Origin of the sequence: Pseudomonas sp. 8209 (assembly GCF_028682105.1) — a bacterium.
GTDB classification, from domain to species: domain Bacteria; phylum Pseudomonadota; class Gammaproteobacteria; order Pseudomonadales; family Pseudomonadaceae; genus Aquipseudomonas; species Aquipseudomonas palmensis.
This window is the reverse complement of sequence record NZ_JANIAH010000002.1, coordinates 287285-302990: the sequence shown is the minus strand read 5'-3', so window position 1 is coordinate 302990 and position 15706 is coordinate 287285. Positions and strand designations below refer to the sequence as shown.

13 protein-coding genes and 2 tRNA genes are annotated in these 15706 nt (G+C 62.2%); 7 read left to right on the top strand and 8 right to left on the bottom strand.

The features are described 5' to 3' along the window. Positions 1-62: 62 nt before the first annotated feature. The 4 genes from NP552_RS05020 to NP552_RS05005 form a co-directional block, all read right to left on the bottom strand. Positions 63-1355, bottom strand: a complete 1293-nt coding sequence (locus tag NP552_RS05020; protein WP_043864256.1) for a virulence factor family protein — start codon at positions 1353-1355, stop codon at positions 63-65. Next, a complete protein-coding gene (gene mprF, locus NP552_RS05015; RefSeq protein ID WP_274096521.1) occupies positions 1355-3997 on the bottom strand; it encodes a bifunctional lysylphosphatidylglycerol flippase/synthetase MprF in 2643 nt (880 codons plus the stop codon). The genes NP552_RS05020 and mprF overlap by 1 nt, the downstream gene beginning before the upstream one ends. A 224-nt stretch (positions 3998-4221) precedes the next feature. After that, positions 4222-4298: transfer RNA gene (locus NP552_RS05010), tRNA-Met, on the bottom strand. 132 nt (positions 4299-4430) lie between these two features. Then, positions 4431-4507: transfer RNA gene (locus NP552_RS05005), tRNA-Met, on the bottom strand. Between the two features lie 213 nt (positions 4508-4720). On the opposite strand from NP552_RS05005, the gene dinB reads away from it, so the two are divergent. Continuing rightward, a complete protein-coding gene (gene dinB / locus NP552_RS05000) occupies positions 4721-5785 on the top strand; it encodes a DNA polymerase IV (protein ID WP_043864254.1) in 1065 nt (354 codons plus the stop codon). Between the two features lie 45 nt (positions 5786-5830). Here the strand turns inward: dinB and NP552_RS04995 are convergent, their stop codons facing one another. From NP552_RS04995 to NP552_RS04985, 3 genes are all read right to left on the bottom strand, one after another. Further along, positions 5831-6778 carry a lipoprotein gene (locus tag NP552_RS04995; RefSeq protein WP_043864253.1) on the bottom strand — a complete coding sequence of 316 codons (948 nt, stop codon included), beginning with the start codon at positions 6776-6778 and terminating at the stop codon, positions 5831-5833. Positions 6779-6798: 20 nt separating this feature from the next. Then, the gene (locus tag NP552_RS04990) at positions 6799-8514 is read right to left on the bottom strand and encodes a proline--tRNA ligase (protein WP_043864252.1); all 1716 of its coding nucleotides are present in this window, start codon (positions 8512-8514) and stop codon (positions 6799-6801) included. A gap of 166 nt (positions 8515-8680) precedes the next feature. Next, entirely contained in the window at positions 8681-9955 is a 1275-nt protein-coding gene (locus NP552_RS04985; protein WP_043864251.1) for an OprD family porin, read from the bottom strand. 771 nt (positions 9956-10726) lie between these two features. Between NP552_RS04985 and NP552_RS04980 the strand changes: the two genes are divergently transcribed. Both NP552_RS04980 and NP552_RS04975 read left to right on the top strand, forming a co-directional pair. Next, positions 10727-11152, top strand: coding sequence for an HIT domain-containing protein (locus NP552_RS04980; RefSeq protein ID WP_043864250.1), 426 nt, complete (start codon positions 10727-10729; stop codon positions 11150-11152). Between the two features lie 3 nt (positions 11153-11155). Further along, positions 11156-11362, top strand: coding sequence for a SlyX family protein (locus NP552_RS04975; protein ID WP_043864249.1), 207 nt, complete (start codon positions 11156-11158; stop codon positions 11360-11362). Between the two features lie 122 nt (positions 11363-11484). On the opposite strand, the gene NP552_RS04970 is transcribed toward NP552_RS04975, so the two are convergent. After that, complete coding sequence (locus NP552_RS04970; RefSeq protein ID WP_043864302.1) at positions 11485-12072, bottom strand: cold-shock protein; 588 nt, start codon at positions 12070-12072, stop codon at positions 11485-11487. Positions 12073-12375: 303 nt separating this feature from the next. Between NP552_RS04970 and NP552_RS04965 the strand changes: the two genes are divergently transcribed. The 4 genes from NP552_RS04965 to aspS all read left to right on the top strand — a co-directional run bounded on the left by NP552_RS04965 (position 12376) and on the right by aspS (position 15654). After that, on the top strand, positions 12376-12846 hold the full coding sequence (locus tag NP552_RS04965; RefSeq protein WP_043864248.1) for a Dps family protein: 471 nt from the start codon (positions 12376-12378) through the stop codon (positions 12844-12846). A gap of 274 nt (positions 12847-13120) precedes the next feature. Next, entirely contained in the window at positions 13121-13450 is a 330-nt protein-coding gene (locus NP552_RS04960) for a ribbon-helix-helix domain-containing protein (RefSeq protein WP_043864247.1), read from the top strand. Positions 13451-13560: 110 nt separating this feature from the next. Beyond that, the gene (locus tag NP552_RS04955; RefSeq protein WP_043864246.1) at positions 13561-13782 is read left to right on the top strand and encodes an FmdB family zinc ribbon protein; all 222 of its coding nucleotides are present in this window, start codon (positions 13561-13563) and stop codon (positions 13780-13782) included. A 96-nt stretch (positions 13783-13878) separates the two neighbouring features. Continuing rightward, complete coding sequence (gene aspS / locus NP552_RS04950) at positions 13879-15654, top strand: aspartate--tRNA ligase (RefSeq protein WP_043864301.1); 1776 nt, start codon at positions 13879-13881, stop codon at positions 15652-15654. Positions 15655-15706: the final 52 nt, after the last annotated feature.

The following is a 15706-nucleotide window of genomic DNA, read 5'->3' as shown; positions in this document are numbered from 1 at the left end:
CCGCCAAGGCGGCTCCTGCAGGATGCGATCCGTTGCAGGAGCCGGCCTTGCCGGCGAGGCTTCTACTGTTCAGCGACGCTGGACTTTCCCTGGCGCGTTTCTATCTCGCTGATCAGGCGTTTGGCCAGGGCCGGGTAGTTTTCGTCGAAGTGGTGCCCGCCGGGCAGCTTCACGCGCTCACCCACGGCGGTATGGTCGGTGCAGCCGCTTTCATCGGCCTCTTCTTCACCATAGATGCACAGCACCTTGCTCGGCGGCATCCTGGCCATCTCAGGCCCGGTTGGCGCCTCTTTGCCGGCATTGCCCAGCCAGCCCTCGACCTCGATCTCGAAACTGCCACTGCGCGCGAACGCCAGCAGAATCACCGCATCGATGCGCTTCTGGTCTTCGGGTGGCAAGCGGTTGTAGATCGCCGGCAGCACGTCGGCACCGAATGAATAGCCGGTCAGTACGAAGCGTTTGGTGCCCCACTTCTGGCGGTAGTGCTGCATCAGCTCGGACAGGTCGACTGCGCTCTGCTCCGGTGTCTTGTGCTGCCAGTAGTAGCGCAGGGTATCGATGCCCACCACCGGGTAGCCCAGCTTGGCCATCTCGCCCGCCACGTCGCGGTCAAGGTCGCGCCAGCCGCCATCGCCGGACAGGAACAGCGTCACGGTGTCGGTGGTCTGGCCGGCCGGCACTTCCACCACCGGAATGCTCAGTGCATTGCCATCCACGCCCAGCAGGGCCTGGGTCAGTTGGGCCTTGAGCACCTGGGGCAGGTGGATGTCGTAATCGCTGATGCTGGTCTGTGCATTGGCCTGGTCGCGCACGAAGGCGGCGCTGGCGTCATCCGGGTTGTCGTTCCAGGCCACGTTCCAGTGACCATGGGCGGCCGACTTGGGCAGCGCGGCGCTGCAGCCGGGCTGCTCGATGCTGAACCCCACGGAGATGGCCTGGGCCTTGTCGTTGGTCTGCCCGGCCAGCCAGCTCCAGGCCAGCCCGGCTCCCGGGCCGATGCCGGCAACCAGCGTCGGCGTGCCCTGCAACTGTTGCAAGGCCTGCTGCAGCGCCTGCTGCTGCAGGTTGCAGTCGCTCGGCGGCAGGATCACCTGTACCAGCTGGGCGCGGGCACTCTGGCTCAGGTCGATCAGTTGCTTGTCGCTCAGGGCCTGGTCCTGCGGCACGGCCACGGCCACCAGGTCCTTGCCTCGCGTGCTTGGGGTAACCCGCACCAGGCTGCTGCCATCGGCCAGGGTCAAATGTTCAAGGTGCGGTTGCGGGGCAGGGCGGGCCCACAGCCAGAAGCCCAGGGCCGCCGCGAGCAGGGCCAGCACCAGGGCGGCCAGTACATGAAGCCAGTAGCGTCGAATCATCAGCGTTTCACCAATCCGGTCAGGCCGCCTGCAATCAGGGCGGCGGTATCGGCCAGGGCCACCAGGGGATCGAGCCCGGCGGGTACGGCCATGTAACGGGGTTCCCAGTCAGGCTGGAACTTGTCTTTGAAGCGGCGCAGGCCCTGGAAGTTGTACAGTTGCTCGCCGCGCTGGAACACCATCGAGCCCAGGCGCTGAGTCAGAGGTGCGCCGCGACGCGGCTGCAGCCCGGACAACGGCACCATGCCGAGGCTGAAGCGCGCGTATCCATGCGTCTTGTAGTGTTGGATCAGGCCGATCATCAGAAACTCCATGGTCAGCTTTGGTGCTTGCGGGTGCGCGCGCATCAGGTCCAGGCTGGCCAGCTCGCGGCTGTGGGTTTCGAGCAGGTTGGCAAAGGCCACCGGCTGGCCCTGGAAGCGAATCAGCGCGATGCGGAAGTGCTGCAGGTACTCTGCGCTGAAGCGGCCCAGCGAAAAGCCTTTTTCGCGCACGTTCTTGCCTTCGAGCCAGGCATCGGAAATCACCTTCAATTCCTCGAGCGGGGCTTGCCCGGGCTCGTGGATCTCCAGGCTCAGGCCGTCGCGCCCGCCGCGGTTCCAGGTATAGCGCAGGTCTTTCATCTCCTTGCCCTTGGCGTCGAGGTCGAAGCGCAGCAGGTCCACGCGGGCCTCTTCGCCCAGCTTGATCGCGGTCAGGCCGATGTCCATGTAGAAGGGCAGGTTCTCGGCACGCACCTGGTAGAACACCGGTCGAGCGTGGTGGATATCGCACAGGTCGCGAAACTGCCAGATCATCTCGGCGCGGCGCTGGGCCGGGCCGATCGGGTCGTACAGCGCCACCAGGCTGCGCCCGCGGCGGGCGTACATCAGGAAGGCGTCATCCTGAGGGTGGAACAGCAACGCCTTGTCGCCGGTCAGCGCCAGGCCGCCATCGGGCTGGTCGGAGCTCTGCAGGATGCGGTTGGCCCGTTGCAGCTCGTCACCTGTAGGCAGGTGGATGGTCGGGCGTGCGGTACGCAGCAGCCAGGTCAGTGCAACGATCACCAGCAGTACCGCGCTACCGAGCAATGAGCGCAGCCCGCGCGGGGCATCGGCGTCCAGGGTGAACTGCCACCACAGCTGGTGGCTGTAGGGCACGTCCTGGTAGGCGAACAGCAGCAGCCACACCGACGCGCCGATCACACAGGCACTGGCCACCACGTAGACCGGCGAGAAGGGCAGCTCGAGCAGTCGACTGGGCCGGTAGAATGAACCGCGGAACACTGCCAGCAGGCAGGCGGTAAGCGTCAGCAGGCTGGCCTCTTCCCAGTCGAAGCCCTTGAGCAGCGACAGCAGGGCGCCGACCAGCAGCAGCACGGTGGTGAGTATCCAGGCTGCCGACAGGCGCCGCCGCAGGCCCTGGGCCAGCAGCAGGCACAGCACGCCGATCAGGCTGGCGCCGAAGTGCGAGGCATCGATCAAGCGGTGCGGAACCAGGAAACCCAGGTGCTCCAGGCGCGTGTCGATTTCGGGCGTGGCCCCGGAGAACAACAGCACCACGCCCGACAGGAACACCAGAATCGCCAGTACCGGTGCGGCAAGCCCGGAGGCCACCTTCATGGCCTGGCGCGCGAACAGAAAGCGCTTGGCTTCACTGGCCAGCAGGACCACGCAGGCCACCAGCAGCGGCAGCACGACATAGATCAGGCGGTACAGCAGCAGCGCAGCGGCAAGTGGCGCAGCCCCCAGCTGGTCGGCGAAGGCGGCCAGCAGGATGGCCTCGAAGACCCCGACCCCGCCGGGCACGTGGCTGAGCACACCGGCAGCCAGGGCCAGCAGGTACACCAGCAGGAACGCACCGAAGGGCGGAGCCTCGGGCAGCAGCAGGTACAGCACCGTGGCGGCGGCGGCCACGTCCAGTGCGGTGATCAGCAGCTGCAGCAAGGTCAGGCGCGCGCCCGGCAGGCGCAGTGTGCGTCGGCGTATGCGTACCAGCAGGTTGTCGGCCAGCGGCTGTTCCGGCAGTCGACGCCGGTACAGCCCGTAGGCCAGGGCCATGCTCAGGCCCAGTACCGCGACGGCGATGGCTGCCAGTACCGGGGCCGGCGTGCGCAGCGCCATGGCCGCGGCGGGCAGGTTGCTCAGGGTGGCCAGCGCTGCCAGCGGCGGCAGCGCGCAGCCCAGCGACAGGCTGGCAAACAGCGTCATGCGGGCCACTTCGGCACCGCCTATGCCGTGGCGGGCGTACAACCGGTAACGCACCGAGCCGCCGGACAGCAGCGACAACCCGATCGCGTTGCCGATGGCGAATGCACAGAAGCCGCCCATGGCCAGGGTGGCTGAAGGCAGCCGGACCCCGGCATAACGGCTGGCTGACCATTCATAGCCCAGCAGGATGACAAAGCCTGCGACCGTGGCCAGCAGTGCACCGGCCAGGGCGGGCTTGGGCACACTCAGCAGCGAATCGTGCAGGGCATAGATATCCAGCTCGCTGAGCAGATGGCGACAGGCAATCAGGGCGATGCCGAACAGTAGCAGGGTGACCGCCAGGCCGATCGGCTGACGATACCGGCTGAGCAGTTCCAGCCAGCGCAGGCGATGCGGGGCGATGGGCTGGGCGGCGCTAACGGGGGGGTCTGCTTCGGGCGTTTGTGGGCGCATCAATCACCTTTTTGGATTGCGCGCGACTGGACGATGTATCCGACCAAGTTACCAATCCCTATGGAAAAATAATGTCTGAATCTTACTCGCGATCATGCCGATCCGCGCCCATCAGGATAGTTAAAGAAGTTTCATGCTGCCGCAAGGGCATGGAGAGGAGGGGAAGGTACTTTTCGCCAGACGCAAAAAAGGCCACTTTTTTCAAAGTGGCCTTTTCTGTTGTTTGGTTGCGGGAGCCGGATTTGAACCGACGACCTTCGGGTTATGAGCCCGACGAGCTACCAGACTGCTCCATCCCGCGTCTGTGGGGCGGATTCTACAGCGTATGGAGATGCTGTCAATGCTTAATTGTTGATTTACAACAAAAACCTGCTATGGGCCAAACAGCGCCCAACAAAAAAGGCCACTTTTTCAAGTGGCCTTCTCTGATGTTTGGTTGCGGGAGCCGGATTTGAACCGACGACCTTCGGGTTATGAGCCCGACGAGCTACCAGACTGCTCCATCCCGCGTCTGTGGAGTGGATTCTACAGATATCTCAGAACGTGTCAACCGCTAAAATCCAGAAATCCTTTTTTGTTCAATTGCTTAGCGTTTGTGATCTGGCTGCGGGCGCGCTAAGGCGGGGGCTGCAGGGCATTTGCCCGGGGTGACGGGTGCAGGGTGCAGCCGGTGGTGACGAGTGAGATACTGCGCGTACGAATCAACGGTGTTAACGGTCATCCATGTCCCAACGCAAGATCATCCACATCGATTGCGACTGTTTCTACGCAGCCATCGAGATGCGCGACGACCCGCGGCTGGCCGGCAAGCCTCTGGCCGTGGGTGGTTCGGCCGACCGGCGCGGGGTGATTGCTACCTGCAACTACGAAGCGCGGGCCTTTGGCGTACGCTCTGCGATGTCGTCGCACCACGCGTTGAAGCTGTGCCCCGACCTGACCATCGTCAAGCCGCGCATGGATGCCTATAAGGAAGCCTCGCGGGAGATTCACAACATCTTCCGCGAGTACACCGAGCTGATCGAGCCATTGTCGCTGGATGAAGCCTATCTGGACGTATCCGACAGCCCGAAGTTTTCCGGCAGTGCCACGCGCATTGCCGACGACATTCGCCGGCGGGTGTCCCAGCGCCTGCACATCACGGTATCGGCGGGGGTGGCGCCCAACAAGTTCCTGGCCAAGATTGCCAGTGACTGGCGCAAACCCAACGGCTTGTTCGTGATTACCCCGGCACAGGTGCAAGACTTCGTCGCCTGCTTGCCAGTGACCAAGCTGCATGGGGTTGGCAAGGTCACGGCTGACAAGCTGGGGCGCCTGGGCATTGTCGATTGCAAGGATCTGCGCGAGTGGGACCGCCTGGCCCTGGTCCGCGAGTTCGGCAGTTTCGGCGAGCGTCTTTACGGGCTGGCGCGCGGCATTGACGAGCGGGTGGTGCACAACGACAGCCGGCGCCAGTCGGTGAGCGTCGAGAACACCTACGACAGCGACCTGCCGGACCTGGCCAGCTGCCTTGAAAAACTGCCTGAACTGCTGGAATCGCTGGGCGGTCGCATGGCCCGGATCGACGACAGTTACCGGCCGGGCAAGCCGTTCGTCAAGGTCAAGTTCCATGACTTCACCCAGACCACCCTGGAGCAGGCGGGGGCGGGGCGTGATCTTGAAAGCTACCGGCAACTGCTCAGCCAGGCTTTCGCGCGCGGCGCCAAGCCGGTCAGGTTGCTGGGAATTGGCGTGCGGTTGCACGACTTGCGCGGGGCGCATGTTCAGCTGGAGCTGTTCACGCCCGAGTGAAACGCCAGGCATCGTGGTCGATGCCTGGCGTTCATGGTGCTGGAGCTACTTCGCGCCGGGGTCTGCCACCAGGCGGCCGGCATCCCTGGTCAGCGCCTTGAGAAACTCCTGTTGCAGCTCCGGATCATTGCGGGTCAGCTCGATCAGGCTCTGTTCCAGCTCGCTGGCTTCCTCTTCCAGGCCGAGTTCGGACAAGCGCTTGACCCGGTGTACCCACTCGCTCACCTCGTCGTCTTCAAGGTCGTCGTAGATCAGCTCATGGGCTTCGACCAGTTTGCCGCGCAGCGTTGGGCTGAGCAGCAGGCTGGCGTCGGCACGCACGTTGTTTTCTTCATCGGCCACGGCCAGGTGCAAGGTGCCCACCTGGGTCAGGTTCTGTTCGGTGAACGGGCTGTCGAGCAGGTTCAGGCGCAATACACCATTGCGGTCGGTGGTCAGCTCGTGGGTGAGCTTGCCAGCCTTGACCTCGACCGGGCGTTCGCCCCACGGCAGGCTGGTGTACTCCTGGCGTTTGTCCTTCTGCACTTCGCTGATACTGGCCAGGTTCTGTTGTGCGCGGCCGTTGGACTGCACGTTCATGAACGGGTTGAGCCCGGCCACGCCATAGCTGAGCCAGTCATGGGTCACGCTGTCGGGCAGGTTGCCCAGTGCGAACACATTGACCACATTGGCGCCGATACCGGCAACCACGGCCACTGCGCCCAGCGGGATCTCGTAGATTTCGCGCCAGGGTTGGTAGGGCGTGTAGCGATCATAACGACGGGTCACTTCGAATTCGGTGACTTCGAAGTTCTTCTGTTCGTGAACGCGCACGCGCCGTTGCGGCAGCTCGAGTACCTTGGGCTCTCCGACATCGATCTGCAGGCTGTGCTCGAGCAGCTTGCGCTCGATCCGCTCCTCATGCTCGCTGCGCTGGGACATCTGGTTGGCGCAGCCGCTGAGCAGCACGGCGCCGCACAGGGCGGCGCCTCCGAAGGTGATTCGCTTGAACATGGCTACTCTTGTGTTGGCTATCAGCGACGAATACGGGCTTGCAGGAACGACAGCACCTCGGCCACGGGCAAGGCCTGGGCCTCGCTGTCCTTGCGGTACTTGTATTCCAGGTTGCCTTCGGCCAGGCCCCGGTCGCTGACTACGATGCGGTGCGGGATGCCGATCAGTTCCATGTCGGCGAATTTGATCCCCGGGCTGGTTTTCTTGTCACGGTCGTCCAGCAGCACTTCGAAACCGGCGGCTGTCAGCTCGGCGTAGAGCTTGTCGGTGGCTTCGCGCACTTCGGCGGTTTCGTAGCGCAGCGGTACCAGGGCGATCTGGAATGGCGCGAGGCTATCGCTCCAGATGATGCCCTTGTCGTCGTAGTTCTGCTCGATGGCAGCGGCGACCACGCGCGAAACACCAATGCCATAGCAGCCCATGGCCAGGGTCACCGGCTTGCCGTTCTCGCCCAGCACCTGGCACTTGAGTGCTTCACTGTACTTGGTGCCCAGCTGGAAGATGTGCCCGACTTCGATGCCGCGCTTGATCATCAGCGTACCCTTGCCGTCCGGGCTCGGGTCGCCGGCTACCACGTTGCGCAGGTCGGCGATTTCCGGTACGGGCAGGTCGCGCTCCCAGTTCACGCCGAAGTAGTGCTTGTCGTCGATGTTGGCACCGATGCCGAAGTCGCTCATGAAGGCCACGGAACGGTCGATGATGCACGGCAGCGGCAGGTTCAGCGGGCCCAGGGAACCGGCGCCGGCGCCGATGGCGTCGCGCAGTTCGGCGTCGCTGGCCATCACCAGCGGGCTGGCCACCTGTGGCAGGTTGGCAGCCTTGATTTCGTTGAGCTCGTGGTCGCCGCGGACGATCAGGGCAATCAGCTTGCCTTCTTCGGCGGCATGCACGATCAGGGTCTTGACGGTGCGCTCGATCGGCACGCCGTAGTTTTCGACCAGGGCGGCGATGGTTTTCGCGTCCGGGGTATCGACCAGGCGCAGCTCCTCGGTGGGGGCAGGGCGCACGGTTTCCCGCGGGATTGCTTCGGCCTTCTCGATGTTGGCGGCGTAGTCGGAGCTGTCGCTGAAGATCACGTCGTCTTCACCGGACTCGGCCAGCACGTGGAACTCGTGGGACCAGCTGCCACCGATCGAGCCGGTGTCGGCCTGCACGGGGCGGAAATCCAGGCCCAGGCGGGTGAACACATTGCAGTACGCCTGGTGCATTCGGTCGTAGGTTTGCTGCAGGGACGCCTGGTCGGCATGGAAGGAGTAGGCATCCTTCATGATGAACTCGCGACCGCGCATCAGGCCGAAGCGCGGACGGATCTCGTCGCGGAACTTGGTCTGGATCTGGTACATGTTCAGTGGCAGCTGTTTATAGCTGCTCAGCTCGTTGCGCGCGAGGTCGGTGATGACCTCTTCGTGGGTAGGCCCCACGCAGAACTCGCGACCATGACGGTCCTTCAGGCGCAGCAGCTCGGGGCCGTACTGCTCCCAGCGGCCGGACTCCTGCCACAGTTCAGCGGGCTGAATGGCCGGCATCAGCACTTCCAGGGCGCCTGCGGCGTTCATTTCCTCGCGTACCACGGCTTCGACCTTGCGCATCACGCGAAGGCCCATCGGCAGCCAGGTATAAAGGCCGGATGCGAGCTTGCGGATCATGCCGGCACGCAGCATGAGCTGGTGGCTGATGACGACCGCGTCGGAAGGGGTTTCTTTCTGTGTGGCGAGCAAATATTGACTGGTGCGCATGGTAGGCCGTTGTCGGTTGCTTAACTGAAATGACCCCGCATTGTACGGGGGCGATTCGGTGACGTATAGGATGGTGGCGCGGGAAACTGCGCCAAGTGCATCAACACAAAAGAAAAAGCCCGGCAGGGCCGGGCTTTTTCGAGCTGGGGTCCGTGAGCCGGAAGGCTTACAGGATGCTCAGCGGGTACTCGACGATCAGGCGCAGTTCGTCGATCGAAGGCGACGAGTTGTTGTACACCGCATCGCTGGAGCGGTAGGTGGCCTGGCGAACGCGGAAGCTCAGGTCTTTGGCCGGGCCTTCCTGCAGTACGTACTTGGCTTCGATGTCGCGTTCCCACTCTTTGCCGTTGTTGCCGGAGGAAACGTTGGCATCGGTACCACGGATGTAGCGGGTCATGAAGCTCAGGCCCGGTACGCCGAAGGTGGCCATGTTGATGTCGTAGCGAGCCTGCCAGGATTTCTCGTCTTCGGAGTTGAAGTCCGAACGTGCCACCGAGTTGGCCAGGAACACGGTACCGCCGCCGTCGACGCCGTAGGCGTAGCCGCCGTCGCCGCTGATGCGCTGGTGCGCCAGGGTGAAGGTGTGCGCACCGATGGTGTAGGCGGCGGACAGGCTGAATGCACGGCTGTCGATCTTGTCGCCGTCGTAGGCTTTTTCCAGCGCGGCGCCGGTGCTCTTGGTGTTGTAGAAGTTGAAGTCGAACACCAGGCCCTGCTCGTCGTTGATCGGCAGGCTCCAGTTCACGTTGGCGTAGTATTTGCGCCAGTAGTCTTCGACCTTGGAGTAGTAGAGGCTGGTGCTGAGCTCGTCGCTGAACGCGTAGGTGCCGCCCAGTACGTCGGCCTTGGTCAGGTGGATGCCGCCGTCACGGTTGGTCTGGTCTTGTGCGGTGATGCTGGTGAAGCGACCGGCGTTGAGCGTCAGCCCCTTGATTTCGTTGCTGGTGATCAACGCGCCCTGGGCCATTTCAGGCAGCAGGCGGCTGTCGTCGGTGGCCAGCACTGGCAGCGAGGTGAACTGGTCACCCACTTTCAGGACGGTGTCGGAAATCCGGAACTTGATGGCTGCGCCGCCTTTGGAGTAGTCGTCCTGCGAGCGTTCGTCGGAGCCGGTCGGGAACAGGCCGGTGCCGGCAGTGCCCTTGCCGCCGTCCAGTTTCAGACCCAGCATGCCGATTGCGTCGACGCCGACGCCGATGGTGCCTTGGGTGAAGCCCGACTCGAAGGTGCCGATGAAGCCTTGGCCCCACTCTGCAGCGCGGCTCTGCTCGGTGTTGGGGACGTTGCGGTAGTCACGGCTGAAGTACAGGTTGCGAAGTTTGACGTTCAAGCTGCTGTCTTCTACAAACCCCTTGGATTCATCCTGAGAAGACGCCATGGCCAGCTGCGAGGTGCCTGCCGCTACGGCCAGGGCGATTATGCTCCACTTCATCACGCGCATCGTGATTTGCTCCTTTGGTTTTGGAAGATTACGGCCTTGCCCCCTGGTTTTTTTATGGGGCGGCTCTTTCTTTTTTGAGTCGGCGAAATGTATATCACGCTGACTGTCGTTGGCGATACTTGCGAAAGGAACCTTTCATTAACTTTATGGTCCCGTCGCAAACGGTTAAATCCCTGTCGCAAATTACGCCCCGGCATGACCGGTGCGTTCAACTACAGCGCTGTTTCGCAGAGCAGCAAAGGCAGCGCAATCACGCCAAGCCTTTGATGCCAAAACTCCCTGGTTGCCCTTGCAGCTGTTGTTATTTGTCGCACTTGGCTTGCTTGTGCAGGCGCCATGCCGACGTTGGGCAGAGATGAATGCAACAAGCGTGCTCAATTGCGCGGTGCGTTGATGAAATTTTCACATTTCGGTGGCCAAAGGGCGCGTGGTGCCCGAAAACCGGGGGTGTACAGATCTTTTGGTTTGAGGGTCGATGCCGTCGCGGAATAAGCAAAAAATCGACTTTGAAGTCAAAACGTTACCGGCTTGTAGGACAAGTGAGTAGTTTTCGGTAGGAGGCGGTGCTGATTGTGTTCGCGAGGCGCTATTTTGGTGCGAAAAGTAGCGTTTTGTTACCGGCGTGAGCGGACCTCCTGCGTGCAGTGTGGTCTGCCTGCCCCGGGATGGAGCGCCATGTACTCATGCCTGTGACTCCAATCGGGAGTATCCTTGCGTCAATCACCTGCCGGGTGCAGGTATCGGGATTGAAAGGTGCGAGGAGATTGTTCTGTGTTTGCTCTTGATTCACGTTTGCAACAAGACACGATTGCGTTGGGGGACTTACCTCTTTGTCGCTTGTTACTTAGTAAGGATGCTAACTATCCGTGGTTCATTCTGGTGCCGCGGCGTCCTGCTGTCAGCGAAGTATTCGAACTTGATGAAGAGGCGCAGCAGCAACTCTGGCAAGAGACCACGTTGCTGGCCAAGTTGCTCGACGGGCTGTTCGATGCCGACAAGATGAATGTCGCGACCCTGGGCAACGTCGTGAGCCAGTTGCACATGCATGTGATCGTGCGACGCCAGAGCGATGTGGCATGGCCTGGCCCGGTGTGGGGGCGCGTGCCGGCGCTGGTTTATACAGCCGAGGCGCTGGCTCATGTGCGCCGCATCGTCGAGCGTGAGCTTGGTGATTATCTTCAACCGATCGAGGCTTGAATCATGACTCTGGAAGCACGGGTAACCGAGTTGGAGAGTCGTCTGGCATTTCAGGACGATACGCTGCTGGCGCTGAACGATGTGTTGGTGGAGCAGCAGCGGGTGGTTGAACGGCTGCAGCTGCAGATGGGCGCGCTGCTCAAGCGTTATGAGGAGATGGTGGGGCAGTACGAGTCCAACGAGGAAGAAGCGCCGCCCCCGCACTATTGATGCATGCGCCTCGCGCAGCGGGCCTAAAGGCTCAGTGCAGATCGACAGCAGAACAGGGCGGGTGAGTAGGCGTAAAAAAACCGCGATCGGCCGAGTGGCCGTCGCGGTTCTTCACGCGAGGATCAGCGACGCGGTGCCGCAATCACATCCTCGGCCTGCAGGCCCTTGTCCCGGTTCATCACCGAAAACTCCACACGCTGACCCTCCACCAGCACCCGGTGACCCTCGCCACGAATGGCCCGGAAGTGCACGAAGATGTCATCGCCGGAATCCCGCGAAATGAATCCAAAGCCCTTGGACGTGTTGAACCACTTCACGGTGCCCGTGTCGCGGTTGCTCATGTCGTAGGCAGGTGCCTGGCTGCGCGCACGGCCAACCTTGGCCAGGCCCGCCACCAGATGCAGCAGCACGGCCAGCAGGGCGCAGACCATGGCCGCGACATTGCCCAGCTCCGGGCGCAGCAGCACAGTGACCGCTTGCAATACCACTGCAAGCACCAGCAGCGCGCTGGCAGTGTGTTGCAGGTACTGGCGCGCGCCGCGGTAGTGCATTGGCAGCACAGGCACCAGGATCAGGTTGAGCAGCCCGAACAGCGCCAGGTAGATGGCATCGGGTTGTTGCAGGAAAGGGACAGCTTCGCCCCTCAGGCTAGGAATCAGGGACAGCAGCAAGGCAGCTGCGCCCGTCAACAGGTGAACGATCTTGAACATGGTGGTTTGGCTCACATTTTATTCAGGCATATCACAGGAAGAGCTGAACCCACGGTGCGCGGTTACCGATGAGGCGCCAAAGCGTGGCTGCAGCCTATGCGCCATTGCACAAAAAATGCGCAATGACGGCACAGTGCCTATTTAACAGCAAAGCCGGGTGCTTCTCAAATCAGCGGGCCAAACGGGCCGCGCGGCTGCAGCCCTGTGTCGCACGCCAGACCGGCAATCGGAGCTGCAGGCACGCGCAACTCTTGGTACAGTGCTTCCAGCATGTTGAACTGACATCACAGGAAGGAAATGTACATGGCAATCGATATTGGTATCAGTGAAGAAGATCGCAAGTCCATTGTTGACGGCTTGTCGCATCTGTTATCGGATACATATGTACTGTACTTGAAGACCCATAACTTCCACTGGAACGTGACCGGGCCGATGTTCAATACACTGCACTTGATGTTCGAAGGCCAGTACAACGAACTGGCCCTGGCAGTCGATGCCATCGCCGAGCGAATTCGTGCACTGGGCTTCCCGGCGCCGGGTACTTATTCCACATACGCCAAGTTGTCCTCGATCAAGGAGGAGCCAGGTGTGCCGGCGGCTGAAGAGATGATCAAGCAACTGGTCGATGGCCAGGAAGCCGTGGTGCGTACCGCGCGCAGCCTGTTCCCGTTGCTGGACAAGGTCAGCGACGAGCCGACCGCCGACCTGTTGACCCAGCGCATGCAGGCCCATGAAAAGACTGCCTGGATGCTGCGCTCGCTGTTGGCCAAGTGAGTGTTCGGCGCCTGTAAAGGCGCCTGTTGAAAGACGCAAGCCCGATTCTTCCTTAGAGGAATCGGGCTTTTTAATGGGTACTTCCTGCGTGCTGCGGCCGGCGTGGAACAGTTTCAGCAGGTGTGGTACATGAACTCAACTAAAAGGTTATTCCTACGCTGCGCAGGCTCGCGGTCTGCTGGTTGCAATACGATGAACAGCGCTTCATAGGCAGGTACCTGGATAGCAAGTATCCCGGTGATGAACTTCCTGTCAGTCAATGCGTGGGATGAATATGTCGCGAGTCGTGAATGAACGTGCATGCACCGCCGAGCAACTTCGTATGGCCCCTGGTGATCCTTTTCAGGCAGATTTCAATATGGGCCTGGCGCGCCCGCTGTCGCGTTCGGTGCGACTCAACGGCTTCGCCACCTGCTTGCGCCTGGAAGAGGTCTACTGGAAAATCCTCGAGCGCATTGCCGCCGCCAACCGGTGTACGGTCAATGCGGTGCTGTCCCATGTGGACCGCGAAGTCCACCTTCGCCACGGCGGCGTCAAGAATTTCAGCGGCCTGGTGCGGGTGATCTGCGTGGTCTACGTGCTGAGGGGCGGCGCCAAGCCCTGAACCATTCGTGCGCTGGCACGGCGGGCGGGCTGCACAGCCCCGGTTAACCATATATAATCCCGCTTTTTGCTGCGTGGCGCGGCCCGCGCAGTGGTCAACGAGATACGCCAATGCCCCTGTACGACTATCAATGCGGTTCCTGCAGCCACCAGATGGAAGTTCTGCAGAAGATCAGCGCAGCGCCGCTGACCGATTGCCCGGCCTGCCAGGCACCTGCCCTGAAGAAGCTGATTTCTGCCCCGGGCTTCCGCCTGGGCGGCACCGGCTGGTATGAAACCGACTTCAAGACCGGCACCAAAAAGAACCTGGCGGGCGCCGACAAGGCCGACTGAGTTGAACTGTACTGCCAGGGTCTTGCACTATGGGCCCCCTGGGGCCGGCAAGGTCCACACCCGAATTCACGAATGACGAGAAGCGAAACCACCATCATGATGCGCAGCCACTATTGCGGCCAACTGAACGAGAGCCTGGAAGGTCAGGAAATTACCCTTTGCGGCTGGGTCCATCGTCGTCGCGACCACGGCGGGGTGATTTTCCTCGACATCCGTGATCGCGAAGGCATGGCTCAGGTCGTGTTCGACCCGGACCGCGCAGAAAGCTTTGCCGCCGCCGACCGCGTGCGCAGCGAGTACGTGGTGAAGATCACCGGCAAGGTGCGTCCGCGCCCTGCAGGCGCAGTCAACGCCAACATGGCCTCGGGCGCCATCGAAGTGCTGGGCTACGAGCTCGAAGTGCTGAACGAAGCGGAAACCCCGCCGTTCCCGCTCAACGAGTACTCCGACGTGGGTGAAGAGACCCGCCTGCGCTATCGCTTCATCGACCTGCGTCGTCCGGAGATGGCCGAGAAGCTGCGTCTGCGCTCGCGCATCACCACCAGCATCCGTCGCTTCCTCGACGAAAACGGCTTCCTCGACGTCGAGACGCCGATCCTGACCCGCGCTACCCCGGAAGGCGCGCGTGACTACCTGGTGCCAAGCCGTACCCACGCCGGCAGCTTCTTTGCCCTGCCGCAATCGCCGCAGCTGTTCAAGCAACTGCTGATGGTGGCCGGTTTCGATCGCTACTACCAGATCGCCAAGTGCTTCCGCGACGAAGACCTGCGCGCCGACCGCCAGCCGGAATTCACCCAGATCGACATCGAGACCAGCTTCCTGGACGAGACCGAGATCATGGGCCTGACCGAAAGCATGATCCGCAAACTGTTCAAGGAAGTCCTCGACCTGGAGTTCGGCGAATTCCCGCACATGACCTTCGAAGAGGCCATGCGCCGCTACGGTTCGGACAAGCCTGACCTGCGCAACCCGCTGGAACTGGTGGATGTGGCCGACCAGCTGCAAGCGGTCGACTTCAAGGTGTTCAGCGGCCCGGCCAACGACCCGAAATGCCGCGTTGCCGCACTGCGTGTACCGGGCGGGGCGAGCATGCCGCGCAGCCGTATCGACGAGTACACCAAGTTCGTCGGCATCTACGGTGCCAAGGGCCTGGCGTACATCAAGGTCAACGAGCGCGCCAAGGGCGTCGAGGGCCTGCAGTCGCCAATCGTCAAGAACATCCCCGAGGCCAACCTGAACGTGATCCTCGATCGCGTGGGCGCGGTCGATGGCGACATCGTGTTCTTCGGTGCCGACAAGTCCAAGATCGTCAGCGAAGCCCTGGGCGCGCTGCGCATCAAGGTCGGCAACGACTTCAACCTGCTGACCTGCGAATGGGCACCAATGTGGGTTGTCGACTTCCCGATGTTCGAAGAGAACGACGACGGCAGCTTCACGGCGCTGCACCACCCGTTCACCGCGCCAAAATGCTCCCCTGAAGAGCTGGAGGCCAACCCGGCCACCGCGCTGTCGCGTGCCTATGACATGGTGCTCAACGGCACCGAGCTGGGTGGCGGTTCGATCCGTATCCACCGCAAAGAGATGCAGCAGGCCGTGTTCCGCCTGTTGGGCATCGAGGCGGCGGAACAGGAAGAGAAGTTCGGCTTCCTGCTCGACGCGCTGAAGTTCGGTGCACCGCCGCACGGTGGCCTGGCCTTCGGTCTGGACCGCCTGGTGATGCTGATGACCGGCGCCCAGTCGATTCGTGAAGTGATCGCCTTCCCGAAAACCCAGAGCGCTGCGTGCGTCATGACCCAGGCCCCAGGCCTGGTCGATGCCAAGGCACTGCGTGAGCTGCACATCCGTCTGCGCGAACAGCCCAAGGCTGAGTAAGCGGGCCCGGGGCGCATCCACTTGGATGCGCCTTTGCGTTACGGCATACCGA

Excerpts from the sequence above, each read along its gene's own strand:
- NP552_RS04965 (WP_043864248.1), top strand. The coding sequence starts at position 12,376 with ATGGCAATCGATATTGGTATCAGTGAAGAAGATCGCAAGTCCATTGTT.
- NP552_RS04985 (WP_043864251.1), bottom strand. The coding sequence starts at position 9,955 with ATGCGCGTGATGAAGTGGAGCATAATCGCCCTGGCCGTAGCGGCAGGC.
- dinB (WP_043864254.1), top strand. The coding sequence starts at position 4,721 with ATGTCCCAACGCAAGATCATCCACATCGATTGCGACTGTTTCTACGCA.
- aspS (WP_043864301.1), top strand. The coding sequence starts at position 13,879 with ATGATGCGCAGCCACTATTGCGGCCAACTGAACGAGAGCCTGGAAGGT.
- mprF (WP_274096521.1), bottom strand. The coding sequence starts at position 3,997 with ATGCGCCCACAAACGCCCGAAGCAGACCCCCCCGTTAGCGCCGCCCAG.
- NP552_RS05020 (WP_043864256.1), bottom strand. The coding sequence starts at position 1,355 with ATGATTCGACGCTACTGGCTTCATGTACTGGCCGCCCTGGTGCTGGCC.
- NP552_RS04960 (WP_043864247.1), top strand. The coding sequence starts at position 13,121 with ATGTCGCGAGTCGTGAATGAACGTGCATGCACCGCCGAGCAACTTCGT.
- NP552_RS04970 (WP_043864302.1), bottom strand. The coding sequence starts at position 12,072 with ATGTTCAAGATCGTTCACCTGTTGACGGGCGCAGCTGCCTTGCTGCTG.
- NP552_RS04995 (WP_043864253.1), bottom strand. The coding sequence starts at position 6,778 with ATGTTCAAGCGAATCACCTTCGGAGGCGCCGCCCTGTGCGGCGCCGTG.
- NP552_RS04955 (WP_043864246.1), top strand. The coding sequence starts at position 13,561 with ATGCCCCTGTACGACTATCAATGCGGTTCCTGCAGCCACCAGATGGAA.
- NP552_RS04990 (WP_043864252.1), bottom strand. The coding sequence starts at position 8,514 with ATGCGCACCAGTCAATATTTGCTCGCCACACAGAAAGAAACCCCTTCC.
- NP552_RS04975 (WP_043864249.1), top strand. The coding sequence starts at position 11,156 with ATGACTCTGGAAGCACGGGTAACCGAGTTGGAGAGTCGTCTGGCATTT.